This window comes from Sphingobium ummariense RL-3, assembly GCF_000447205.1.
GTDB classification, from domain to species: domain Bacteria; phylum Pseudomonadota; class Alphaproteobacteria; order Sphingomonadales; family Sphingomonadaceae; genus Sphingobium; species Sphingobium ummariense.
Map to the genome: position 1 here is coordinate 1 of NZ_AUWY01000111.1, position 23,554 is coordinate 23,554.

At 68.3% G+C, this 23,554-nt stretch carries 23 protein-coding genes; 13 read left to right on the forward strand and 10 right to left on the reverse strand.

The window, feature by feature from the left end; translation table 11 throughout:
• The coding region (locus tag M529_RS40330) for a glutamate-5-semialdehyde dehydrogenase (protein WP_021318897.1) at positions 1 to 1,180 on the forward strand (1,180 nt) is incomplete at its 5' end.
• A gap of 126 nt (positions 1,181 to 1,306) precedes the next feature.
• On the opposite strand, the gene kdsA is transcribed toward M529_RS40330, so the two are convergent.
• Positions 1,307 to 2,131 carry a 3-deoxy-8-phosphooctulonate synthase gene (gene kdsA, locus M529_RS40335; protein ID WP_021318898.1) on the reverse strand — a complete coding sequence of 275 codons (825 nt, stop codon included), beginning with the start codon at positions 2,129 to 2,131 and terminating at the stop codon, positions 1,307 to 1,309.
• A complete protein-coding gene (locus M529_RS40340; RefSeq protein WP_021318899.1) occupies positions 2,128 to 2,421 on the reverse strand; it encodes a hypothetical protein in 294 nt (97 codons plus the stop codon). The genes kdsA and M529_RS40340 overlap by 4 nt, the downstream gene beginning before the upstream one ends.
• Positions 2,422 to 2,443: 22 nt before the next feature.
• Here M529_RS40340 and M529_RS40345 point away from each other — a divergent pair, with 22 nt between their 5' ends.
• Positions 2,444 to 3,568, forward strand: a complete 1,125-nt coding sequence (locus M529_RS40345; protein ID WP_031295160.1) for a hypothetical protein — start codon at positions 2,444 to 2,446, stop codon at positions 3,566 to 3,568.
• Positions 3,565 to 4,941, forward strand: a complete 1,377-nt coding sequence (locus M529_RS40350) for a cytochrome P450 (RefSeq protein WP_021318901.1) — start codon at positions 3,565 to 3,567, stop codon at positions 4,939 to 4,941. The genes M529_RS40345 and M529_RS40350 overlap by 4 nt, the downstream gene beginning before the upstream one ends.
• A gap of 25 nt (positions 4,942 to 4,966) precedes the next feature.
• On the opposite strand, the gene M529_RS40355 is transcribed toward M529_RS40350, so the two are convergent.
• Positions 4,967 to 5,866, reverse strand: coding sequence for a LysR family transcriptional regulator (locus M529_RS40355; protein ID WP_021318902.1), 900 nt, complete (start codon positions 5,864 to 5,866; stop codon positions 4,967 to 4,969).
• Between the two features lie 117 nt (positions 5,867 to 5,983).
• On the opposite strand from M529_RS40355, the gene M529_RS40360 reads away from it, so the two are divergent.
• From M529_RS40360 to M529_RS40380, 5 genes are all read left to right on the forward strand, one after another.
• On the forward strand, positions 5,984 to 6,790 hold the full coding sequence (locus M529_RS40360) for a type 1 glutamine amidotransferase domain-containing protein (RefSeq protein ID WP_021318903.1): 807 nt from the start codon (positions 5,984 to 5,986) through the stop codon (positions 6,788 to 6,790).
• Positions 6,791 to 6,858: 68 nt separating this feature from the next.
• Positions 6,859 to 7,155, forward strand: a complete 297-nt coding sequence (locus tag M529_RS40365) for a putative quinol monooxygenase (protein ID WP_021318904.1) — start codon at positions 6,859 to 6,861, stop codon at positions 7,153 to 7,155.
• 30 nt (positions 7,156 to 7,185) lie between these two features.
• The gene (locus tag M529_RS40370; protein WP_021318905.1) at positions 7,186 to 8,190 is read left to right on the forward strand and encodes an aldo/keto reductase; all 1,005 of its coding nucleotides are present in this window, start codon (positions 7,186 to 7,188) and stop codon (positions 8,188 to 8,190) included.
• Positions 8,191 to 8,282: 92 nt separating this feature from the next.
• A complete protein-coding gene (locus tag M529_RS40375; protein WP_031295161.1) occupies positions 8,283 to 8,717 on the forward strand; it encodes a YidH family protein in 435 nt (144 codons plus the stop codon).
• A 22-nt stretch (positions 8,718 to 8,739) separates the two neighbouring features.
• Entirely contained in the window at positions 8,740 to 10,506 is a 1,767-nt protein-coding gene (locus M529_RS40380) for an SLC13 family permease (protein ID WP_021318907.1), read from the forward strand.
• An 18-nt stretch (positions 10,507 to 10,524) separates the two neighbouring features.
• Here M529_RS40380 and M529_RS40385 read toward each other — a convergent pair whose 3' ends face one another.
• Both M529_RS40385 and M529_RS40390 read right to left on the reverse strand, forming a co-directional pair.
• Positions 10,525 to 12,189, reverse strand: coding sequence for an FAD-dependent oxidoreductase (locus M529_RS40385; protein ID WP_031295162.1), 1,665 nt, complete (start codon positions 12,187 to 12,189; stop codon positions 10,525 to 10,527).
• A gap of 1 nt (position 12,190) precedes the next feature.
• The gene (locus M529_RS40390) at positions 12,191 to 13,567 is read right to left on the reverse strand and encodes an FAD-containing oxidoreductase (RefSeq protein ID WP_031295163.1); all 1,377 of its coding nucleotides are present in this window, start codon (positions 13,565 to 13,567) and stop codon (positions 12,191 to 12,193) included.
• Positions 13,568 to 13,667: 100 nt separating this feature from the next.
• Between M529_RS40390 and M529_RS40395 the strand changes: the two genes are divergently transcribed.
• Positions 13,668 to 14,030, forward strand: a complete 363-nt coding sequence (locus M529_RS40395) for a UBP-type zinc finger domain-containing protein (protein WP_021318910.1) — start codon at positions 13,668 to 13,670, stop codon at positions 14,028 to 14,030.
• A gap of 36 nt (positions 14,031 to 14,066) precedes the next feature.
• Here the strand turns inward: M529_RS40395 and M529_RS40400 are convergent, their stop codons facing one another.
• Positions 14,067 to 15,002, reverse strand: a complete 936-nt coding sequence (locus tag M529_RS40400) for a ribose-phosphate pyrophosphokinase (protein WP_021318911.1) — start codon at positions 15,000 to 15,002, stop codon at positions 14,067 to 14,069.
• Between the two features lie 121 nt (positions 15,003 to 15,123).
• Between M529_RS40400 and M529_RS40405 the strand changes: the two genes are divergently transcribed.
• Both M529_RS40405 and gltX read left to right on the forward strand, forming a co-directional pair.
• Positions 15,124 to 16,779 carry an NAD+ synthase gene (locus tag M529_RS40405; RefSeq protein ID WP_021318912.1) on the forward strand — a complete coding sequence of 552 codons (1,656 nt, stop codon included), beginning with the start codon at positions 15,124 to 15,126 and terminating at the stop codon, positions 16,777 to 16,779.
• Positions 16,776 to 18,107, forward strand: coding sequence for a glutamate--tRNA ligase (gene gltX / locus M529_RS40410; protein ID WP_021318913.1), 1,332 nt, complete (start codon positions 16,776 to 16,778; stop codon positions 18,105 to 18,107). Before M529_RS40405 ends, gltX begins: the two co-directional genes overlap by 4 nt.
• A 37-nt stretch (positions 18,108 to 18,144) precedes the next feature.
• Here gltX and M529_RS40415 read toward each other — a convergent pair whose 3' ends face one another.
• From M529_RS40415 to hemC, 4 genes are all read right to left on the reverse strand, one after another.
• Positions 18,145 to 18,897 (reverse strand): esterase/lipase family protein, encoded by a 753-nt coding sequence (locus M529_RS40415; protein ID WP_021318914.1) that lies wholly within the window; start codon positions 18,895 to 18,897, stop codon positions 18,145 to 18,147.
• A gap of 108 nt (positions 18,898 to 19,005) precedes the next feature.
• Positions 19,006 to 19,872 (reverse strand): hypothetical protein, encoded by an 867-nt coding sequence (locus M529_RS40420; RefSeq protein WP_051184073.1) that lies wholly within the window; start codon positions 19,870 to 19,872, stop codon positions 19,006 to 19,008.
• The gene (locus tag M529_RS40425) at positions 19,862 to 20,563 is read right to left on the reverse strand and encodes a uroporphyrinogen-III synthase (protein WP_021318916.1); all 702 of its coding nucleotides are present in this window, start codon (positions 20,561 to 20,563) and stop codon (positions 19,862 to 19,864) included. Before M529_RS40425 ends, M529_RS40420 begins: the two co-directional genes overlap by 11 nt.
• Complete coding sequence (hemC, locus tag M529_RS40430; protein WP_021318917.1) at positions 20,560 to 21,489, reverse strand: hydroxymethylbilane synthase; 930 nt, start codon at positions 21,487 to 21,489, stop codon at positions 20,560 to 20,562. Before hemC ends, M529_RS40425 begins: the two co-directional genes overlap by 4 nt.
• A gap of 45 nt (positions 21,490 to 21,534) precedes the next feature.
• Here hemC and tsaD point away from each other — a divergent pair, with 45 nt between their 5' ends.
• Together tsaD and M529_RS40440 are read left to right on the forward strand one after the other, a co-directional pair.
• Complete coding sequence (gene tsaD / locus M529_RS40435; protein ID WP_021318918.1) at positions 21,535 to 22,569, forward strand: tRNA (adenosine(37)-N6)-threonylcarbamoyltransferase complex transferase subunit TsaD; 1,035 nt, start codon at positions 21,535 to 21,537, stop codon at positions 22,567 to 22,569.
• 13 nt (positions 22,570 to 22,582) lie between these two features.
• The gene (locus M529_RS40440; protein WP_021318919.1) at positions 22,583 to 23,554 is read left to right on the forward strand and encodes an NAD(P)H-dependent glycerol-3-phosphate dehydrogenase; all 972 of its coding nucleotides are present in this window, start codon (positions 22,583 to 22,585) and stop codon (positions 23,552 to 23,554) included.

Here is a 23,554-nt window from a genome sequence, read left to right on the forward strand (position 1 = left end):
GAGCGACGCGCAGAAGGCGGATGCGCTGCGCCGCGCCGCGCAGGCGCTGCGGGACCAGGCGCCGGCGATCATCGCCGCCAATGCGCGGGACATGGAAAATGCTGCCGCCAACGGCCTGTCCCCCGCGCTGCTCGACCGTCTGCGCCTGGACGAGGACCGGGTCGCCGCCACCGCGCAGGGCGTGGAGGAGGTCGCGGCGCTCGACAATCCGCTGGGCAGTGTCATCGACCGGCAGGTGCGACCCAACGGGCTGGAGCTGTCGCGCGTGCGCGTGCCGCTGGGCGTCATCGGCATCATCTATGAGAGCCGCCCCAATGTGACGGCCGATGCCGCGGCGCTGTGCCTGCGCGCGGGCAATGCCGTGATCCTGCGCGGCGGCAGCGAGGCGAGGGAGAGCAATCGCGCCATCCACGCCGCGATGGTGGAGGGGATCGTCGCCGCCGGCCTGCCCGCCGAGGCGGTGCAGTTGGTCCCCACCACCGACCGCGCGGCGGTGGGCGCGCTGCTGAAGGCGTCCGAGTTCGTCGACCTGATCGTGCCGCGCGGCGGCAAGAGCCTGGTGGCGCGGGTGCAGGAGGAGGCGCGGGTGCCCGTGCTTGCCCATCTGGACGGCATCAACCACAGCTATGTCGACGGCGCGGCCGACCCCGCCATGGCGGAGAAGCTGGTGGTCAACGCCAAGATGCGCCGCACGGGCGTCTGCGGCTCGACCGAGACGGTGCTGATCGACCGCGCCTATCCGGCCGCGCCCGCCCTGGTGAAGGCGCTGCTCGACGCGAAATGCGAGGTGCGCGGCGACGAGGCGGTGCAGGCGATGGACGCGCGGGTCAAGGCAGCGGACGAGGCCGACTGGGACACCGAATATCTGGACGCCATCGTCTCCATCCGCCTGGTGGACGGGGTCGAGGACGCCATCGCCCATATCGCGGCCCATGCCAGCCATCATACCGACGCGGTCATCACCCAGGATGCCGAGGTCGCCGAGCGATTCCTGAACGCCGTCGACAGTGCGATCGTGATGTGGAACGCCTCCACCCAGTTTGCCGATGGCGGCGAATTCGGCCTGGGCGCGGAAATCGGCATCTCCACCGGCCGCCTGCATGCGCGCGGCCCGGTGGCACTGGAAGGGCTGACCACCTACAAGTGGATCGTGCGGGGGACCGGGCAGGCGCGGCCCTGATTTGATTCACGCGGCGGCGCGGAGACGCGAAGAAGGTGCGGCTGGCAGCAATTTCGCGCGCGTATCCGCGCTGATGGCCTGACGGTAGCGGCTTGGCATTCTGCTTCGCGTCTCCGCGCGAACCGATTATCCCTTCACCACCGCGTCAATGCGCTTGAGCGTTTCCAGCATCGGCACGACCCATGGCAGGGGCAGCATCACTGGGCCATCCGAGGGCGCATTGTCCGGATCATCATGCGCCTCCGCGAAGATCGCGGCAACGCCCGCCGCCACCGCGCTGCGTGCCAGCAGCGGGGCGAACTCGCGCTGCCCGCCCGAGGCCGAGCCGAGGCCGCCGGGCTGCTGCACCGAATGGGTGGCGTCGAACACCACGGGATAGCCGGTCTGCGCCATGGTCGGCAGCGCGCGCATGTCGCTGACCAGCGTGTTGTAGCCGAAGCTCGCGCCGCGTTCGGTCAGCAGGATGCGCTCATTGCCCGTGGAGGCGACCTTCTGCGCCACGGCCGCCATGTCCCAAGGGGCGAGGAACTGCCCCTTCTTGACGTTGACCACCGCGCCTGTCCGCCCCGCCGCCAGCAACAGGTCGGTCTGGCGGCAGAGGAAGGCGGGGATCTGGAGGATGTCGACCGCCTGCGCCACCGCCTCCACCTGTCCCGCCTCGTGCACGTCGGTCAGCACGGGGCAGCCGAACGTCGCCTTCACCTCCGCCAGGATCGCCAGCCCCGCGTCGATCCCGACGCCACGCCGCCCCGAGACCGAGGTCCGGTTCGCCTTGTCGAAGGAGGATTTGTAGACGAAGGGCACGCCCGCCCGCGCGGCCATGCCCGCCAGCGCCTCCGCCATCCGCAGCGCATGATCGCGGCTCTCGATCTGGCAGGGGCCGGAAATCAGGACGAAGGGCAGGTCGTTGCCGATCGTGACCCGCCCCACGGTGACATGGCGCGTGCTCATTTGGGCGCCTTGACGAAGCGGCGCAGCAGCTGGCCGCGCCACAGCCCCTTGCCCGGATGATAGTTCCAGCAGAACCAGCCGAGCGCGAGGCAGGCGAGCACGGAAAGCAGCGCCATCGGATCGCCATTGTCCCGCATGTGGCGATAGAGCGCCATGTCCGCGCGCCAGCGGTCCCGCTCGCTGCCGCCGCCATTGATGCCATAGGCATTGTCGTGCCGGCGGCAGCCGATGTTGCGGTTATACTTTCTATGGTCCAGAAAGTAGCAGTAGTCGCGGACGGGCTCGTTCATGCGCGCGAATAGGGCGGGGGTCGTGGAAAAATTCAAGCGTAAACTGTTCTACCTCGGCGGATATGATCCCCGGGGGGTCCGCTTCTATCACCAGCTGTATCGCGAACAGGCCGAGCGCTATGGCGCGCTTTCGGGCGAGACCGTGACCGTCTCGCCGCGCCGGAGCGCGCCCGGATCGGCGGCGCGCTGGATCGTGGAGAATGAGAGCGCCGGGGTCGAGACCGATTACGAGTTCCTGCGCTGGGAGGACCTGGTCGGGCGGAGCTGGATCCGCAATCCGCTCCAGCTCGCCTGGCGCTCGCTCTTCACCTATGCCGGCTTCCTGCGCTTCCTGGACATTCCGACGATCCGGCGGCTGAAGCGCGGGACGCTGATCACCCTGCTCTATCCGCCCGCCTTGGCCTTGCTGTTCCCGCTGATCGGGATGCTGCTGGTTGGGGGCGCTCTCTGCCTGCTTCTACCCTGGTATGTTGCGCTGCCGGTCGGGCTGGCGGCGGGCATCCTGCTTTCGGGCCGGCCGCTCAACAAGCTGATCGTCCCCTGGCTGCTGCGCTTTTTCCATTTCAACCACCAGTTGGCGGCGAAGGGCTATGATGCGGAGTTTTCCGCCCGCATCGACCAGTTCGCCGCGCGGATCGCGGCGACGTTGGACGAGCCTTATGACGAGATCCTGTTCGTCGCCCATTCCAACGGCTCCATCCTGGCGGCGTCGGTCATGAACCGAATCCTTGCGCTGCGGCAGGGGAAGATGCCGGAGAATTTCGCGCTGGTGACGCTGGGCCATTGTATCCCGCTGATCGGCTGCCGCGCCGATGCGCGCTGGTTCCACGAGGATCTGCGCGGCGTGGCGGCGCAGGATTTCCGCTGGATCGACATCGGGTCGCCGCCCGACGGGGCGGTGTTTCACCTGATCGACCCGATGGCGATCGTGGCCCGGGAGAGCAGGCCTCGGCTCACCCTGCTTTCGCCGCGCTTCCACCGCTTCTACGACCCGGCCACCTATCACAGCGGCTGGGGCAGCAAATATGAGATCCACTTCGACTATCTGCGGGTGGGTGACGTTCTGTCCCCGCTCGACTATCTGAGCCTCACCGCCGGCCGGCGGACCATCGACGAAGCCGTCGCCTTGTTCAGGACGATATCGTGACCGAACTGTTCACCCCGCCCTATCCCCAGCCGCCGCGCAACAAGCGCGGCTTCATCACCCGCTTCATCACCGCCTGGGACAGCTGGATCCATGTGCTGTTCGAGAAGAGCTACACGATGAAGATGGGCGAGATCAAAACGCCCGGCCAGCACATGTACATCGCCAACGAGCTGGAACTGGTCGAGCGGATCATGGGCCAGGCCAAGGAATTCCCCAAGCATGAGGAGATGGTGACCTCGCTCGCGCCGCTGATCGGCAACAGCGTGTTCACCGCGAACGGCGACGACTGGGAAGAGCAGCGGGCGATGGTCAACCCCGCCTTCCAGCATACCGCGCTCGCCAAGACGCTGCCGATGATGGTGGAGGCGGCCGACGACCTGATCGCCCGTTTCGACGCGATCAACGCGGAAAAGGGCGGCGGACCGATCGACATCGACCCGCTGATGACCCATGTCGCGGCCGACATCATCTTCCGCACGCTCTTCTCGGTGTCGCTCGACCCGGCGGGGTCGCTGACCATCCACAAGGCGTTCAGCCGCTTCCAGCGGCAGGCGCAGTCCGCGTCCATGCTGCGCATGTACAAGCTGCCGAGCTTCGGCTTCATGGCCCGCTCGCACAAGCGCGCGCGGGAGATTCACAAGGTGTTCGAACCGATCGTGCGCGACCGCTACGACCAGTTCCATCGCGACGGCACGATCGCCCATCACGACATCCTGCAATCGCTGTTCGAGGCGAAGCATCCCGTCACCGGCGAACCCTTCACCTTCCACCAGGTGATGGAGCAGGTGTCGATCATCTTCCTGGCGGGGCACGAGACGTCGGCCAGCCTGATGACCTGGGCGCTGTACCTGCTGGGCGAGTGCCAGCAGATCCAGGAGCGGCTGCGCGAGGAGGTGGAACGGCTGGCGGGCGACGCGCCCTTCACCGGCGCCGCGGTGCGCGAGATGACGCTGGTGCGCAATGTCGTGCGGGAAACGCTGCGCCTCTACCCGCCCGTCCCCTTCCTGCCGCGCGAGGTGATCTGTCCGGTGCAGATGCGCGACAAGCATCTGGAAAAGGGCGCGATGCTGGTGGTCGCGCCCTGGCTGGTCCAGCGCAATCGCGACAACTGGGCCTGTCCCCATGCCTTCGATCCCGACCGGTTCGAGAAGCCGGAGAACCAGGAGATGGTGAAGCGCGCCTATCTGCCCTTCGGCAAGGGGCCGCGCATCTGCATCGGCGCCGGCTTCGCCCAGCAGGAGGCCATGATCGTCGTCGCGGCGATGGTGCGCCATTTCCACATCATCAGCCCCGCCGACGACAAGCCCGAGCCGATCAGCCGGCTGACGATCCGTCCCAAGCACGGGCTGCGGCTGGTGCTGGCGAAGCGATAGCCGACCGGAAGCCTGCTTTCGCGGGCTAGGACACGGCCGCGATCGTATCCGCCACGACCCGGCGCAGCCATCGGTGTGCCGGGTCGTGGCGATAGCGCACATGCCAGGCCATCTCGACCGGGAAGGTGCCCAGGTCCGCCGGCGGCGGCAGCACCTTCACCCGCGGATCGATGGCAAGCCGGCGGCAGATGAGCCGCGGCAGCGTCGCGATATAGTCGGTGGCCGCCACCATCTCCGCGACTGCGAAGAAATTGGTGACCGACAGCGCCACCTCTCGCTTCAGGCTCCGCTGCGCGAGCGCCTGGAACAGCCCGGCGCGCAGGCGGCCCGGCGGCACGACATTGACATGCTTCATCGCCTCGAACTGGTCGCGGCTGATGCTGTCGCCGATGAGCGGGTGGCCCGTGCGCACCACGCATTGCAGGCTTTCGTCCATCAGATGCTGGACCACGAGATTGTCGGGCGGGTCGGTGATGCGGCCAAGCACCATCGCGGTGGTGCCCGAGACGACGCCGGTTTCGGCGAGGTCGTTGCCATAAGGGGTCAGGCGCAGCCTGATGCCGGGCGCGACTTCGGCCAGCCTTGCGACCAGCGCCGGCACGATGACGAATTCGACATAGCCGTTGGGTGCGATGGTGAAGAGCCGCTGGGCGCTGGCGGGATCGAAGTCCTGCTGTCCCAGCACGGCATCGTCGAGGCTGGCCAGCGCGTCGGCGATGCCGGGCGCGAGCTCAAGCGCGATCGGTGTCGGCTGGATGCCGTAGCGTTCGCGGATGAACAACTGATCCTTCAGCATCAGGCGCAATCGCGCCAGCGCGTTGGAAAGTGCGGGCTGGGTCATGCCGAGCCGCTCGGCCGCTCGCGTGACGCTGCGCTCCTCCATCAAGGCGATGAAGATCGGCAGCAGGTTGAGGTCATAGCGCACCAGTTATATTTTCATGATGATATCTAAAATCCAAGAAATAAACTTCTGCAATGAGATCGAAAGGCGCATCTCCTGTTCGTCCGGAACGCGGACGCCACCAGACGACAGGAGGTTTCCATGACCAACCAGAGCATGGGCAAAGTGCTTGTGATCGGCTCCAACGCCACCCGGATCGAGGTCCGCGGCAACAAATGGGGTGCGACCGGCCAGTATCTGAACGAGACCGTGGTGCCGGCGATGGCGCTGGAAGCGGCCGGCTATGAAGTCGTGCTCGCCACGCCGAACGGCAACAAGCCGACCATCGACCCCGCTTCGGATGCGGCCGCCCATTTCGACAATGACGAGGCTGCCTACAAGGCCGCCCGCGATTATTATGACAACGGCCCGGCGATGAACGCACCGCGCACGCTGCGCTCGGTCATCGACGAGGGGCTCGACCATTATGTCGGCGTCTTCTTCCCCGGCGGCCAGGCGCCGGTCGTCGACCTGATGCAGGACGGCGAGGTCGGCGAGATCCTGCGCCACTTCCATGAAGCCGAAAAGCCCACCGCGCTGCTCTGCCACGGCCCGATCGCCCTTGCTGCGGCGACGGACGATCCCCGTGCCTTCCGCGCCGCGTTGATCGCCGGCGACGAGGCCAAAGCGCGCGAATGGGCACAGGACTGGACCTACAAGGGCTATCGCATGACGATCTTCTCGGCGACCGAGGAGAAGGTGGTCGAGGATCACATCCTGCATGCGAAGATGTATTTCGACATGCCGCAGGCGCTGACCGCCGCGGGCGGGGTGGTCGAGACCAGCGCGGTCGACTTCGAACCCCATGTGGTTGTCGACCGCGAGCTCATCACGGGGCAGAATCCGCGTTCGGACCACCCCATCGCCAAGGCGCTGGTCGCGGCGCTCGAAGCCCGGCAGACCGCGTGAGAACTCGAATGACCGGCGGAGCGCTGCGCAGGCGGTCCGCCTCATCCCGTCAGCCTGGAGTTACCGCCATGACCACCCCCATCAAGATCGTCGCGATCCTCACCGCCCGGTCCGGCAAGGCCGAAGCGCTACGCGATCTGCTCGACTCGATGCTCGCTCCTTCGCGCGCCGAGCCCGGCAATCTGCGCTATGACCTCTGGACTGACGAGGCCGAGCCCGAGCGGTTCGTGCTCGACGAACTCTATGAAAATGCCGAGGCGGTTGCCGCCCATCGTGCGAGCAGCCATTTCCAGACCTATCTTGCTGCCATCAACGACCTCGCCGAGCGCAGCGCCTTCACGCTTCGCCCGCTCGGCGTGGCCTGACCCCCAATCCCGGCCACAAGGAACCTCATCATGGCTCTCAAGGATATCCTCCCCTCCCGCCTGGGCTTCGGCGCCGCGCCGCTGGGCAACATGTTCCGCGCGATTCCCGAGGAGGAAGCGCTGGCGACGGTCGAGGCCGCCTGGAACGACGGCATCCGCTATTTCGACAACGCCCCCTTCTATGGCGCCGGCCTTGCCGAAATCCGCATGGGCGAAGCGCTCAAGTCGAAGCCGCGCGACGGTTATGTCGTCAGCACCAAGGTCGGCCGCATCGTGCTGGACGAGATCGAGCAGGCACCGCGCGACAATGGCGAGAAGGGCGACGTGTTCGCCAACGGCCGCCCCAACAAGGTGATCAACGACTATTCGGCCGACGCGACGCTGCGATCGATCGAGGACAGCCTGAAGCGCCTGCAGACCGACCATATCGACATCGTGTGGGTCCATGACGTCGCGCAGGATTTCTATGGCGACGAGTGGCTGGCAAGGTTCGAGGAGGCGCGCACCGGCGCGTTCAAGACGCTCGACCGGCTGCGTGACGAGGGCGTGATCAAGGCCTGGGGCCTGGGCGTGAACCGGGTCGAGGCGGTCGAATTGCTGCTCGATCTCGACGGTCCCCGCCCCGACGGCTCGCTGCTGGCGGGGCGCTATACCTTGCTCGACCATAGCCGGGCGCTGCAGCGGCTGATGCCCAAGGTGGCCGAGCGGGGGCTGGGGATCGTGGTCGGCGGGCCCTATAGCTCGGGCGCTCTGGTGGGCGGGCCCAATTTCGAATATGCGCCCGCCACGCCGGAAATCCTGGCTCGGGTCGCTGCGATCAAGGCGATCGCCGACCGGCACGGCATCAGCATGAAGGCCGCGGGCCTGCAATTCGCGCTCGCCAACCCGGCCGTCGCCGCCGTTATCCCCGGCGCCAGCCGTCCTGCGCGGATCGCCGAGGACACGGCCGCGCTGGCCGAGGTCATCCCGGCCGATTTCTGGCGCGAACTGCGTGCGGCCGGGCTGGTCGACGCGGCGGCGCCCCTGCCGGCGTGAGTCTCGCCGGTCGCCGGAGGGAGATCCCGGGCGACCGGTACCCCAAGTGAAGATGGTGTGCCACTTCTTCGCGGCACGGGCGTTTGGCCTCCATGCAGCAGGGCGAGCAGGCAGCGATGGAAGCGCAGAAGGGACTGGCCAGCAGCGCTGCCGATCTCGCCAGCAGCGCTGAGCAGCAGGCCGACAGCGCCGATCGCAGGACGGAACTGGCGGCGGATCGTACCGTGCTTGCCGCCGAGAGAACCTATGCCGCCTGGGTGAGGACCGGCCTTGCCGCATTGGCGTCCGGCGTCGGCGCCCGGGCCTTGCTGGAGGATGTCGTCCCCAGGCCGCTGGCCATGGCGGCCGGCACCGTGCTCATCCTGTTCAGCGGCTTTTGCTTCCTGGCGGCGGTGTGGCGTCAGATGATCCCGGTCGCGCCGCCCCGACCCGATACGCCGCGCCTCCCCTCATGGCTGCTGATCGGCGTAAACGGTTTCCTGCTGCTGGTGAGCTTTTCTGCTCTGGTCGGAGTATGGGTACAATGATCGTCGATCCGGGGTGCCACGCATGAGCCTTTCCCAATGGTTGTCCGTGATCACGCTGGTCGGGATGATGGGCCTCTTCCTGTGGGGACGCTTTCGCTATGACGTGACCGCGGTGATCGCGCTCCTGGCGGCGGTGCTCATCGGCATCGTCAAGCCCGCCGACGCGTTCAAGGGCTTTTCCGACGACATCGTCATCATCGTCGGGTCCGCGCTGGTGCTTTCCGCGGCGGTGCAGCGATCGGGCGTGATCGAGCTCGCGCTCGGCGTCACCGCGCGGCGCATCCGCCGCATTCCGTCGCAGCTGCTCCTGCTGACCGCTTCCGTGGGCCTTGCTTCGGCGCTCATCAAGAATGTGGGTGCGCTTGCGATGCTGATGCCGGCCGCCCTGCAGATGGCGAAGAAGAATGAGGCGAGCCCATCCGTTTTCCTGATGCCCATGTCCTTCGCCTCGCTGCTGGGCGGGCTGATGACCATGGTGGGCACGTCCCCCAACATCATCGTCAGCCGCGTGCGGGAAGAGATGACGGGCGAGCCGTTCCGCATGTTCGATTATTTCCCGACCGGCTTCGGCCTGTTCATCGTCGGGCTGCTCTTTCTCCGCTTCGGCTACCCCCTCCTGCCGCGCAACCGCCGGGGCGTTCCGACCCTGGGCGAGGCGCTGAACATTTCCGACTATGTGACCCAGGCGACCATCACCGAGGGGTCGCCGCTGATCGGCAGGACGGTCGAGGAATTTCTGGACCGCAACGAACGGCAGGTAACGCTGACCGGGCTGCTGCGTGGCGACATGCGTGGCGACGTGCACCCCACGGTTCACCTGGAGGAAGGCGACATCCTCATCCTGGGCGGGCCGCCGGAGGCGCTGGAACGCGTGGTCGCCCGCGATCAGCTAGCGCTCGTGGGGCAGGAGGAAAGCGGGGAGCGCGATGGCGACGAGATCGGCGTGATCGAAGCGGTGGTGACGACCGATTCCGCCCTGATCGGCCGGACCGCAGGCCGGCTGCTCATGCGCGAGCGGCTGGGCATCAACCTGATCGCGGTGGCCCGCGCCGGCGAGCGCCTGACCAACAAGCCGGGCCAGATCGTCCTGCGCGCCGGAGACGTGCTGGTGCTGCAGGGGCCGATCGACCGGCTCCCCGATCATCTGGCGCAGCTCGGCGCGTTGCCCTTGGCGCAGCGGTCGATCAGGCTCGGTTCGGCGAAGCGCGGCTGGCTGGCGGTGGTCATCCTCGGCCTGGCCATGATCGCCACCGCGACCGGCCTGGTCCCTGTGGCGATCGCCTTCTTCGCCGCCGCGAGCCTGGTCGTCATCACCGGAGCATTGCCGGTCCGCGAAGCCTATGACGTGGTCGAATGGCCCATCCTCATCATGCTGGGAGCGCTGATCCCGGTCAGTGAGGCGCTGCAAAGCACCGGGGCATCGGGCATATTGGCGACCCAGCTTGCCCATGCGGCGGCGATGCTTCCCCCCTGGGGCGCGGTGGCGCTGATCCTCACCACCGCCATGGCCGTCACGCCCTTTCTGAACAACGCCGCCACCGTCCTGGTGATGGCGCCGATCGCCGCCGTATTCGCCCATGACCTGGGCTATCGTCCGGACGCCTTTCTGATCGCCACGGCGGTCGGCGCGGGGAGCGATTTCCTGACGCCGATCGGCCATCAGTGCAACACGCTGGTCCTTGGGCCAGGCGGCTACCGCTTCAGCGACTATGCGCGGCTGGGGGCGCCACTGTCCCTTCTCGTGATCCTGATTGGAACGCCATTGATCCTGTGGATCTGGCCGCTGTGAGCACGCCCCCCAATGGGCCTAGCCGCGAATCGCCTGTAGCGCCTGATGAATCTGTGCGACGACGGCTGCGCCTTCCCCGACGGCGGCGGCAACCCGCTTCGTCGAGCCGGCGCGCACATCGCCGATCGCGAAGACGCGCGGCATGCTGGTTTCCAGCAGCTGCGGGGGATTGGCCGGGTCCCGAACGCCTTCGGGAATGTCGCGCCCCGTCAGGATGAAGCCCCCGGCATCGGTCGCGACGCAGCCCCGTGTCCACGCTGCGTTGGGATCGGCCCCGATGAACAGGAACAAGTGCCGCAGAGGCTGGCGCACGATAGTGCCCTGCGTGCGGCACCGGAAGTTCGCCGCGTCGATCATGCCGTCGCCCGGTCCTTCGAGCGAGGCGATCTCCTTGCCGACATGCACGTCGATATTGGGCTGGCTGGCGATGCGCTCGATCAGATATTGCGACATGGTCGCTTCCAGCGGGCGGCGCGCGATCAGATGCAGCCGCTCCACGAAGGGAGCCAGATAGACTGCGGCCTGCCCCGCCGAATTGCCGCCGCCGACGAGGCCGACGACCTGCCCCTGCACCAGCTTCGCCTCGATCGGGGAGGCCCAGTAGGAGATGCCGACATTGTCGAACGCCTCGATGCCGGGAATGTCCGGCCTGCGATAGCGCGCGCCCGAGGCGATGATGACCGTGCGGGCGAGGGCGCCATGATCCCCCGCCAGCACGAGCCGATGCACGTCGTCCGAGCCGCATTCGAGGTGGGAGACGCAGTTGGGGATCGCGATCTCCGCGCCGAACTTGAGCGCCTGATTGAAGGCACGGCCGGCCAGCGCCTGCCCCGTGATGCCAGTGGGAAAGCCGAGATAGTTCTCGATCCGCATCGACGCGCCCGCCTGTCCGCCGAAGGCCCGCTCGTCCAGCACGAGGACCGAGAGGCCCTCCGACGCGGCATAGACGGCCGCCGCCAGTCCCGCAGGACCGGCACCCACGATCGCGACGTCGTAAAGCCTGTCGGGCGAAATTTCCGGCACCATGCCAAGGCAGGCCGCCATCTCCGCTTGCGTCGGCCGTTTCAGCAAGGTGCCGTTGGGGCAGACCATGACCGGCAGGTCGGCGCGGCCGAGGCCCAGCTGCACCACCAGATCATGTCCCTCCCCCTGCGCATCGGCATCCATCACGAGATGGGGATAGCCGCTGCGGGCCAGGAAGTTCTGGATGCGCACGAGGTCCGCCGATCCCGGCTGCCCGATCAGGATCGAGCCGGCGCCAGCTTCGATGAGGCCGACGCGCCGCAGGATCAGCGCCCGCATGATCGTCTCGCCCAGTTCGGCCGCGCCGACCATCAGCGCCCGCAGGTGCGGGGCATCGAAGGGCAGCGCGAGACAGCCATGCTCGCCGGCCCGCCCGCTCGCCATCGACGGCCGGCCCGCCAGCTGGTTGACCTCGCCGCTGAGCTCGCCCGGACCGTGCCGGTGGATCAGCGCCTCCCCGGCAAGCCCGTCGCGGCGGACCGCCTCGATACAGCCTTCCAGCACCAGCCAGGCCGGCTCGCCCGACGCTCCGATCGAATACAGCGTCTGCCCCGGCTCGAAGCGGCGTGCGGGCCCGCTGGCGAACCGGGACGCGATTTCGATCTGCGCCTTGTCCAGTCTCGGGAAGAGCTGCGCCGCGCGTTCCTCTATCACGCTCATCTCACGCACTCCCCTGGTCCAGCCCGAGCAATAAAGTCGGTATCAATTCCGACACCGTCGGATGCACCGGCACGGCCCAGCGCAACGTATCGACCGGCTCCCCGGCGGACATGGCGTCGAGAATGCCGTGGATCGCCTCGTCCCCGCTCGTCCCCAGGATCGCCGCGCCCAGGATATGCCGCGTTGCACGATCGGCGACCACCTTCATCAGGCCGAGCGTTTCCCCCTTCTCCACGGCGCGGCCGACGCGGGACATGGGCCGGGACGAAACGAGGACGTCATGTCCCTTCGCCCGCGCCTCCGTTTCCGTCATGCCGGCGCGGCCGAGTGGAGGATCGGTGTAGAGCGCATAGCCCGGGATGCGCTGGCCGAGCCGGCGGTCGGCGCCGTCGAGCAGGTTCGCCGCGACGATCTCGAAATCATTATAGGCGGTATGGGTGAACGCGCCGCGGCCGTTGCAGTCGCCCAGAGCCCAGATGCCGGGCACGCTGGTCGCGAGCCGGTCGTCCACCTTGATATAGCCACGCTCGTCGGTCGCGACGCCTGCGGCATCGAGGCCTAGATCATCGGTATTGGGCCGGCGTCCGACCGCCAGGAGGACATGGCTGCCCACGACTTCCGGTTCGCCGTTTCGGCAGGCGACCGTGACGATGACGCCCGAAGGATGCGGCTTGAACCCGATACAGTCGGCGTCCGTCCGGACGGTGATGCCCTCCGCCTCGACAAAGGCACGGATCGCATCGGAAATCTCCGGATCCTCGCGCGCGATCAGCCGCTCCCCTCGCTCGACGATCGTGACCTTCGCACCGAAGCGCGCATACATCTGCGCAAATTCAAGGCCGATATAGCTGCCGCCCACGACCACCAGATGGTCGGGCAGGCTGTCGAGCGCCACCATGTCGGTATTGTCGAGATGGGGCACATCGCCGACACCCGGCATGTCGGGCACGCTCGCCCGCCCGCCGACGTTGAGGAAGATGTGCGGCGCCGTCAGCGCGACCCCGTCCACTTCCACCTGCGACGGGCCGGTCAGCCGCGCATGGCCGCGCAGCAGGGTGAGGCCCTTCATCTTCCCGAGCCATTGCTCGTTGCGTTCGCGCGCGTCGTCCGCGACCTTCCGGGCGCGCGCGGCCACGGCCTTCATGTCGACCCTAACGTCGCCCACGATCACGCCCAGGTCCTGCCGTCGCGCCAGATGCGCTGCATAGGCGCTGGCCACCAGGGCCTTGGTCGGCATGCAGCCCGTGTTGACGCAAGTGCCGCCGATCAGCTTGCGCTCGACAAGGGCGACCTTCCAGCCCGCCGCGGTCAGGCGCCCGGCAAGGGGCGGCCCCGCCTGTCCGGCGCCGATGATGATCGCATCGAAGGTCTGGCTCATGGCGCGTGCATCCCGGGACGTGTTTGGCAGCTCATCGAATCGTTCGCGATGCGACGCGGCCATGCTAGGGCAAGAGCGCGACAGCGCGAAGGAGCAAAGCATGGCCGAAGGCTGCGATCATGCCGCCAGCGTCAACGATGTCATTCCCCAGAGCCTGGGCTGCGCCGAATGCCTGGCGAGCGGCAGCTGGTGGGTGCACCTGCGCCTGTGCCGCACCTGCGGTCATGTGGGGTGCTGCGACGATTCCCCCAATCGCCATGCGACCGCCCATTTTCATGAGACGGGCCATCCGATCATCGAGGGCTATGACCCGCCCGAAGGCTGGGGCTGGTGCTATGTCGACGAGGTCGAGATCGATTTCGCCGGCGACACGACGCCGCAGCGTGGACCGATACCCAAGTTCATCGATCCCTTCGGCCGGCTGATCGAGGCGGCCATCCGGGGGCTGTCGCCGAAGGTCTGATAGCGCCGTTCGGGAGGCGCTCCGCCGACCGGACGATCAATCGAACAGGCTGGAGACCGAGCTTTCGTCCGCGATTCGCTTGATCGCCTCGCCCAGCAGCGGGGCGATGGGGAGGTGGCGGATGTGGCCGGCGTTGCAGACCGCATCGGTGCCCTGGATCGAGTCGGTGATGACCAGTTCCTTGAGCTCGGACGCCTCGACCCGCGCCACCGCGCCGCCCGACAGCACGCCGTGGCTCACATAGGCGACGACTTCCTCGGCCCCCGCCGCCTTGAGCGCGCCCGCGGCGTTGCAGAGCGTGCCCGCCGAATCGACGATGTCGTCGATCAGCACGCAGAAGCGGCCCTTCACGTCGCCGATGATGTTCATCACTTCCGATTCGCCGGCGCGCTCGCGGCGCTTGTCGACGATGGCGAGCGGCGCATTGTCGAGCCGCTTGGCGAGCGCGCGGGCGCGCACCACGCCGCCGACGTCGGGCGAGACGACCATCAGGTTGCGGTCGCCGAAACGGGCCTGGATGTCGGCCGACATCACCGGCGCGCCGAAGAGATTGTCCGTCGGGATGTCGAAGAAGCCCTGGATCTGGCCGGCGTGCAGGTCGACCGAGAGGACGCGGTTGGCGCCGGCCGTGGTGATGAGGTTCGCCACCAGCTTGGCGCTGATCGGGGTACGCGGGCCGGGCTTGCGGTCCTGCCGGGCATAGCCGAAATAGGGGAGCACCGCCGTGATCCGCTTGGCCGACGCGCGCTTCAGCGCATCGATCATGATCAGCAGTTCCATCAGGTTGTCGTTGGTGGGGTAGCTGGTCGACTGGATCACGAACACGTCTTCGCCACGCACATTCTCGTGGATCTCGACGAACACCTCCTCATCGGCGAAGCGGCGGACGCTGGCGTCGGTGAGGGGGATTTCGATATAGTCGGCGATGGCGGCGGCCAGCGGCTTGTTGGAATTGCCGGTCATGAGCTTCATGGCCAAAAACCCCTCGTGACGAATTGATGACGGTGACGGAGACGCGGCCCCTTTAGCGGTGCAAGCCCCCGGTGGAAAGGCGCTTTTGCGCGACATCATAAAATGCTTTAGGGGCGCCGCCATGACCGAGAAAATCACGATCGCCCTTGCCCAGATGACGCAGTCGGTGGGCGATCTGGCCGCCAATGCCGATGCCATGCTGGAATGGCGCGCGCGCGCGGGGGGCGCCGACCTGATCGTCTATCCCGAACTGCAGCTGATCGGCTACCCGCCCGAGGACCTGGTTCTGAAGCCGGCCCTGGTCGATCGCGCCAATCGCGAGCTGGACAGGCTGGCCCAGGCGACGGCGGATGGCGGCCCGGCCATGCTGGTGGGGACGGTGGTCGCGGCGCAGGGCGTGCTGTTCAACGTCGTCGCCCTGCTGGAGGGCGGCGCGGTCACCCAGATCAGGCAGAAGCGCGAACTCCCCAATTACGGCACCTTCGACGAGAAGCGGCTGTTCGCGCCGGGGCCGCTGCCCGCGCCGATCGACTTCCGCGGCATCAGGATCGGCGTGCCGATCTGCGAGGACATCTGGTTTCCCTTCGTCACCGCCCATCTGAAGGCGGAAGGGGCGGAAATCCTGATCAGCCCCAATGGCAGCCCCTATGAGATCGACAAGGACGACCGCCGCATCAATGCCGTCGCCGGCACGCGGGTACGCGAGACGGGCCTGCCGATCGCCTATCTGAACCGGGTTGGCGGCCAGGACGAACTGGTGTTCGACGGCGCGTCCTTCGTGATGAACGCCGACCTGTCGCTCGCCCACCGCCTGCCCGAATGGGAGGAGGCGCTGGTGCTGACGCAGTGGGAGAAGCGGGAGGGGCGCTGGACCTGCCTGCCCGGCGCCTGCGACGTGCCGGACGAGCGGCCCGCCGACATCTATCACGCGATGGTGCTGGGGCTGCGCGACTATGTGAACCGCAACCGGTTTCCCGGCGTGGTGCTGGGCCTGTCGGGCGGGCTCGATTCGGCGTTGTCGGCGGCCGTTGCCGTCGATGCGCTGGGGCCGGAGCGGGTGTGGTGCGTGATGATGCCGTCGCGCTTCACCGGCCAGGAGAGCCTGGACGATGCGGTGGAATGCGCGCGGCTGCTGGGGGTGCGATACGACACGATCCCGATCGAGCCGGCGGTCGGCGCGTTCGATGCGATGCTGGCGGACACGTTCGCGGGCCATCCCCGCGACCTGACCGAAGAGAATCTCCAGTCCCGCATCCGCGGCGTCACGCTGATGGCGCTGTCCAACAAGTTCGGCCACATGCTGCTGACCACCGGCAACAAGAGCGAGATGTCGGTGGGCTATGCCACCATCTATGGCGACATGGCGGGCGGCTATTCGGTGCTGAAGGACGCCTACAAGACCACGGTGTTCGACCTGTCGCGCTGGCGCAATGCGCACAGGCCCGCGCTGGGCCTCGGCCCAGCCGGCCCCGTGATGCCCGAGCGGGTCATCACCAAGCCGCCCACGGCCGAGCTGCGCGAGAACCAGAAGGACGAGGACAGCCTGCCGCCCTATGAGGTGCTGGACCCCATCCTCTACGGCCTTGTCGAGGAGGAACTGTCGGTGGAACAACTCGTTGCGCGCGGCTTCGAGCGGGAGACCGTCGCGCGGATCGAGCGGCTGCTCTACGTCGCCGAATACAAGCGCCGCCAGTCGCCGCCGGGCGTCAAGCTCGGCACCCGCAATTTCGGGCGCGACCGGCGCTATCCGATCACCAGCGCCTTTCGCAGCCTATGACCGTCGTCACCCGCTTCGCGCCGTCGCCGACCGGCCAGCTGCATGTCGGCAACATCCGCGCGGCGCTGCACAACTGGCTGTGGGCGCGCAAGAGCGGCGGCCGGTTCCTGCTGCGGCTGGACGATACCGACCTGGAACGGTCGCGGCCGGAATATGAGGAGGGCATTCGCGCCGACCTCGGCTGGCTGGGCCTGAACTGGGACGGGGAGGCGCGGCAGTCGGAACGGTTCGCGCTTTACGAGGAACGGTTCGAGGCGCTGAGGGCGTCGGGGCATGTCTATCCCGCCTATGAGACGCAGCAGGAGCTGGAACTGCGCCGCAAGGTGCTGCTGGGACGCGGCCTGCCTCCGGTCTATGACCGCGCCGCGCTGTCGCTGACGGCGGAGCAGATCGCGGCCTGTGAGGCGGAAGGGCGGCGGCCGCACTGGCGTTTCCGGCTCGACCATGACAGCCCCATCGCCTGGACCGACCTGATCCGCGGCGACCAGCGTTTCGATCCGAAGCTGCTGTCCGATCCGGTGATCCGCCGGGCGGACGGAACCTGGCTCTACATGCTGCCCTCCGTGATCGACGACATCGACATGGGCGTGACGCACATCCTGCGCGGCGAGGACCATGTGTCCAACACGGCGGTGCAGATCCAGATGTTCGCCGCGCTCGGCGCGCCGCTTCCCGCCTTCGCGCACGAGGCGCTGCTGACCGGCAGCGAGGGCAAGCTGTCGAAGCGGCTGGGGTCGCTGGGCGTCGCGCATTTCCGCGAGCTGGGGCTGGAGCCGATGGCGGTGCTGTCGCTGCTGGCGCGGCTGGGCAGCAGCCTGCCGGTCGAGCCCTTTGCCGATCCGCAACCGCTGGTCGAAAGCTTCGACTTCGCCCATTTCGGCCGCGCGCCTGCGCGCTTCGACGAGGGCGAACTGGCAGGCCTCAACCAGAAGATCGTCCATCTCCTACCCTATGCAGCCGTGGCGGATCGCTTGCCCGAGGGGATGGATGCGGTTGCCTGGGACGTGATCCGGCCCAATCTGGAGACGGTGGCGCAGGCGGCGGACTGGTGGCGGATCGTCACCGGGCCGGTGGATGCATCCGGGCCGGAGGCGGAAGATCAGGACTTCCTAGCAGCAGCGCGCGAACGGCTGGCTGCTCTGCCCTTTGACGAAGGCGTGTGGCGCTCTCTCACCGAAGCGCTAAAGGCACAGACCGGCCGCAAGGGCAAGGCGCTGTTCCTGCCCTTGCGTCGGGCGCTCACCGGATTGGATCACGGCCCCGACATGGGTCAGCTCCTGCCGCTGATCGGGCGGGAAGAGGCATTGAGGCGCCTGGCTGCGGATTGACGGCATGTGCTCCTGCGAGAGCAGGAGCACGCCAGCCTCAATTTACCCGTATCATCTCCAGCGCGCGGCCGACTGCCAGGATACCCTCTGGCGCAGCGGCGAAGCCCATATGGGTGCAGTCGACCTCCATCGCATGGTCGCGCTCGCCAGCGCGACCGCGGGCGCATTCGGGCAGGATCACCCCGTCACGTTGCGACCACAGGGCGATTGTCGGAACCGGCGGCTTTTCCTCGCGCGTGCAGGGAAAAGGGGGCTCGTCGACGGGGAAGCCCGATACCAGCTGGTAGATGCGCCAGGCGTGGTTGGCGCGGGGATTGCCGGAGAAGGGCGTACCCATCGTCACGACGCCGGCCACCTTGACCGGCGCGAACTTCGCATATTCGCGCGCGAACAGGCCACCCAGGCTCCAGCCGACCAGCGTGACCGGTTTGCCGGTCTCGCGCCGGATGGCGTCCACCCGCTGGTCGATCTTCTCCAGGCTATCAGGCTTCGGCCCGAAATTGCGCCCCATGCCCCAGCCATGCGCCTGGAACCCGGCCAGGCCCAGAACGCCGCGCAGCGGCTCCATGCGCTGTTCGGACGCGAGCAGGCCGGGGATCAGCAGGACATGGCGGCCGTCGCCCCGGATCTGCCCGGCCAGCGCCGCAGCCTGCGCCTTCGTGCGGGCCAGGTCGAACGGTACCGAGGCATTGCCCAGAAGATGCTGCCAGGAGGGCAGGATCGCCGCGCGCGGGCCGCTGGCAAGACGGGTCTTCCAGAGGGTGGCGATGGCGTCTGCGTAGGGAGGCACGAAAATATATCCTGTCCGAAACGGAAAAGATGACATTCTCGTGACGAACGCGTCCGGCGTCCATCGGTTTCATCTTGCGCGGCGAACGGATCGTCGCGGATTTGGGGGTCAGGGCGCCAGCGGCGAGGTCTGCGCCACTGGTGCGCCTTCGGACGTGCGAAGCGCCCGTGGCTCCAGGATCGCCGCGGTCTCTATGAGGTCGAGCGCGCGGCGCGCCTCCATATAGCGGCGGGCATATTGCAGCCACCGGTCGGCAACGGCCCGATTGGGCATCTGTTCCACCTCGACCAGGGCCGATCCGACGCGGCCCGCGTCGATGTAGCGCAGCGCACGATCCAGCGCGATCTGCGGGCGCGGCGAAGGCGTGGAGGCGCGGCGGATGGTGACAAGCTCGCGCGCCTCGTGCCGCAGCGCCTGCCACCAGCTCGCATCGGGCGGCGGCGTCGTCACCTGATCGGCGATGTCCTGCAATCCGCCGCGCAGATCGGTGAGCGTGATCGGTTCCCGCGCGGCGTTGATGATGGTGGCGACGGCGCGCGGCTGGGCCTGGCCGAAGCGCAGCCGCAGCTGGCCTTCGATATAGCCGAGCGGGGCGCCGCTATCGAGCGCGCGGCGGGCGGCGAAGGCCACCAGCAGACCTTCGGCACGGGCAGCATTGCCGGAGGCGGCCTGCGCTTCGACCGTGATGCGGTTCAGCCGCTCTTCGAGCTGCACGACACGCCCGTCCAGCATCTGCGCGGCGTCGTGGCTGAGCGGGCGCATCGGCGCGGCACCCAGGTCAGCGGCGGGCACGGCGGCGACGGGCTGTGTCGCCGCGTCGCCCCAGCGGCGCTCGATCAGCGGCAGGGCCCAGAGGGTGATGAGGACGCCCACGGCGAAGGCGGCGAGAAGAAGGAGCAGCGTCAGCCAAAGGCCGCGGCGCGGCGCAGGAGCGGCTATAGCGGGCGGGGTCGCGGCTCCGTCCTCATCGCGCATCGGTGGCGTGTCCTCCATAGGGCGACAGTCCTTCGCACAATCGCGCGGCGAGGGCCAGCATCCTGTCGTCGGCGGGGCGTTCGGCGCTCACGGCGCTTGCCCAGCCGCCGCCGCAGGCGGCAAGCGCGGCCGGGCTGATGGCAACGATATGCTTCCCCATGCGCGCCGCTTCGGGCACCAGGGTCGCGAGGCGTGCGCCGGCGCGGGGCGAATGGACCAGCAGCACGGCGACGTCCGGCAAGCTTTCCTCCAGCGCGGCAGCACCCGTGGGACGCATCCGATAGACCGGGATACGCATGATGCGCAGTGGTCTGCCCTCGATCGGTGCGACGCTCTCGCCCGCAAGGTGCAACACCCTGTCATGGCCGTCGCCGACGATCCGCGCAGCGATCGCGCTGCCGTCGCCATCCCCGGCCGTGACGCGCGGAAAGCCTGCCTGGCGGAGCGCGTCGGCCGTCGCTTCACCCACGGCATAGGCGGGAAGGGCGCGATAGGCGCGAAGGTTGGCCAGTCGCGCTGTCTGCGCGCTGGTGACGAGCAGCGCGTCGAACTGGCCCGCCGGCGGCGCCTGCCAGGGCAGGGGTTCGGCTTCGAACAGGGGGACGCGCAGCGGGGAAAGCCCGAGAGCTTCAGCGCGCGCCGCGGTCCTGCCGGCGCCGGGTTCGGGCCGCAGGATCACGAGCGGCTTCATGCCTCGAACAGCGCCCGCAGTGCCGGGCTCGCGCGATCCAGCAGGGCACGGCCCATCGCCTCCGCCGCACATGTATCGCCGCGCGCGATCAGCCGCTCGTCGGCCACGCATTCCCGGCCATCGCTGCTCAGTATCTCTGCGCGCAGGCGGACGGTGTCATCATGCGCGAGCACGCCCAGCGCGCCGATCGGCGAATGGCAGGTGCCGCCAAGCCCTTTGAGCACCGCACGTTCCAGCGTCACGCAATCGAACGTATCGGCATCGTTGATCGCCTGCAGCAGCGACAGCACCGTCTGATTGGCGGCCAGCGTCTCGATGCCGACCGCCCCCTGCGAAGGGGCGGGCAGCATCATATCCACCGGCATCGCGGTGCCGATGTTCTCCTGTCCCAGCCGGTCCAGCCCCGCAGCCGCCAGCAATGTGGCGTGCACCTCTCCCGCCTCCAGCTTGGCGAGGCGCGTGGCGACATTGCCGCGGAACACTGTGATGGTCGCGTCCGGTCGCTGCCGGCGCACCATCGCCGCGCGGCGCGGCGAGCTGGTTCCGACCAGTGGTTCAGGCGGCAGCGCCGCCAGGCTTTCCGCCCCTACCAGCCGGTCGCGCACGTCCGCGCGCGGCAGCATGGCGGCGATACGGATGGTTTCCGGGCGCAGCGTCTCCACATCCTTCATGGAGTGCACGGCGATGTCGATCTCCCCGCTTGCCAGCGCCCGGTCCAGCTCCTTGGTCCAGAGCGCCTTGCCGCCGATCTCGGCGAGGGCACGATCCTGGATGCGGTCGCCGCTGGTCTGGACGATCACGGTCTCGATGGCCTCCAGAGGCCAGCCATGGCGCGCGCGCAGCGCCTGCGCGGTCATATGGGCCTGGGCGAGCGCGAGCGGCGAGCCACGGGTACCGAGGCGAAGCGGTCGGGAAAGGGCAGTCATATGCGGCCTTGCTCTAATGGCCGGGGGCATTAGATGGAAGCGGCAATGACCATCATCCTCGGCCTGGAATCGAGCTGCGACGAGACCGCGGCGGCGCTGGTGACGGCGGAGGGCAGAATCCTCGCCCATCGGCTCGCGACGCAGGAGGAAGCGCACCGCCCCTATGGCGGCGTCGTGCCGGAGATCGCCGCGCGCGCGCATGTCGAGGCGCTGAGCCCGTTGATCGAGGCGGCGCTGGCCGATGCGGACATGACCCTGGACGATGTCGACGTGATCGCCGCGACCGCCGGGCCGGGCCTGATCGGCGGCGTGATGGTCGGCCTCGTCACCGGCAAGGCGCTCGCCCATGCGGCGGGCAAGCCGCTGGTGGCGGTCAACCATCTGGAGGGCCATGCGCTTTCCCCCCGGCTCGCCGACCCGTCGTTGCGCTTTCCCTATCTGCTGCTGCTGGTGTCGGGTGGCCATTGCCAGCTGCTCCACGTCAGGGGTCCGGGCGACTATGCCCGGCTCGCCACCACGATCGACGACGCGGCGGGCGAGGCCTTCGACAAGACGGCGAAGCTGCTCGGCCTCGGCTTTCCCGGCGGTCCTGCCGTGGAGAAAGCGGCGGCCAAGGGCGATCCCAAGGCCGTGCCGCTGCCGCGCCCGCTTGTCGGATCGGACGAGCCGCATTTCTCCTTCGCCGGCCTCAAGAGCGCGGTGATGCGCGCGGCGCAGTCCGGCCAATATGCGACCGAGGATATCGCCGCCAGCTTCCAGCAGGCCGTGATCGACTGTCTGGTCGACCGCACCCGCCGGGCGCTGGGGGCGAGCGCGGGCGTGACCGCGCTGGTCGTGGCGGGCGGTGTCGCTGCGAACCAGGCCGTGCGCGGGGCGCTGACCGCGCTGGCGGCGGAACGCGATTTGCCGTTCGTCGCGCCGCCGCTGTGGCTGTGTACCGACAATGCGGCGATGATCGCCTGGGCCGGGGCGGAGCGCTATGCTGCCGGCATGGTCGACGATCTTTCCATCCCTGCCCGTCCCCGCTGGCCGCTCGATCCCGATGCCGAGAAGGCGCGCGGCGCCGGAGTCAAGGCATGAAGGGCGTGAGGGCATGAAGGCGGGCGTCATCGGCGCGGGGGCCTGGGGCACGGCGCTGGCGCAATTGCTTGCCGCCGACGGGCAGGAGGTGCGCCTGTGGGCGCGCGAGCCCGACGTGGTGGATGCGATCAATCGCGACCATGTGAACCCGCTCTATCTGCCCGGAGTCCCGCTGTCCGCCAGCATCGTCTCCACCGATGCGATGGCGGACATGGCCGACCGCGAGATGCTGCTGGTCGTCAGCCCCGCCCAGCATCTGCGCAGCGTCGTCGCGCAGGCGCCGGCGGGCGTGCCGCTGGTCCTCTGTTCCAAGGGCATCGAGGCCGGCACCTCCCTGCTGATGTCCGAAGTCGCGGCGCAGGCGCAGCCGACTTCGCCGATCGCCGTCCTGTCCGGTCCCACCTTCGCGGCGGAGGTGGCGCGCGGCCTGCCCACTGCGATCACTCTGGCCTGCGCCGATGGCGACCTTGCCGCGCGGATCGCACAGCGCATCGCCCGGCCGGCCTTCCGGCCCTATCTCTCCGACGACGTGATCGGCGCGGAGATCGGCGGCGCGGTCAAGAATGTGCTCGCCATCGCCTGCGGCGTGACCGAGGGCGCGGGGCTTGGCCTCAATGCGCGCGCGGCGCTCATCAGCCGGGGCTTTGCGGAGATGACCCGCTTCGGCCTCGCGCGCGGGGCGCGGGTGGAGACGCTGGCCGGCCTGTCGGGCCTGGGCGACCTGGTGCTCACCTGCTCCTCAACCAACTCGCGCAATTTTTCGCTGGGCAAGGGGCTGGGCGAAGGCCGTCCGGCGGCCGAGCTTCTCGCCAACCGACGCACCGTGGCGGAAGGCGCGTTCACCGCCCCCGTGCTGCGGGCGGCGGCAAGGGCCGCGGGCGTGGAAATGCCGGTGACGGAAGCGGTCTGCGCGCTGCTGGAAGATGTTGCGCCGCTGGCACAGGTGATCGACGCACTGCTCGCCCGACCGCTGCGGCCCGAATAA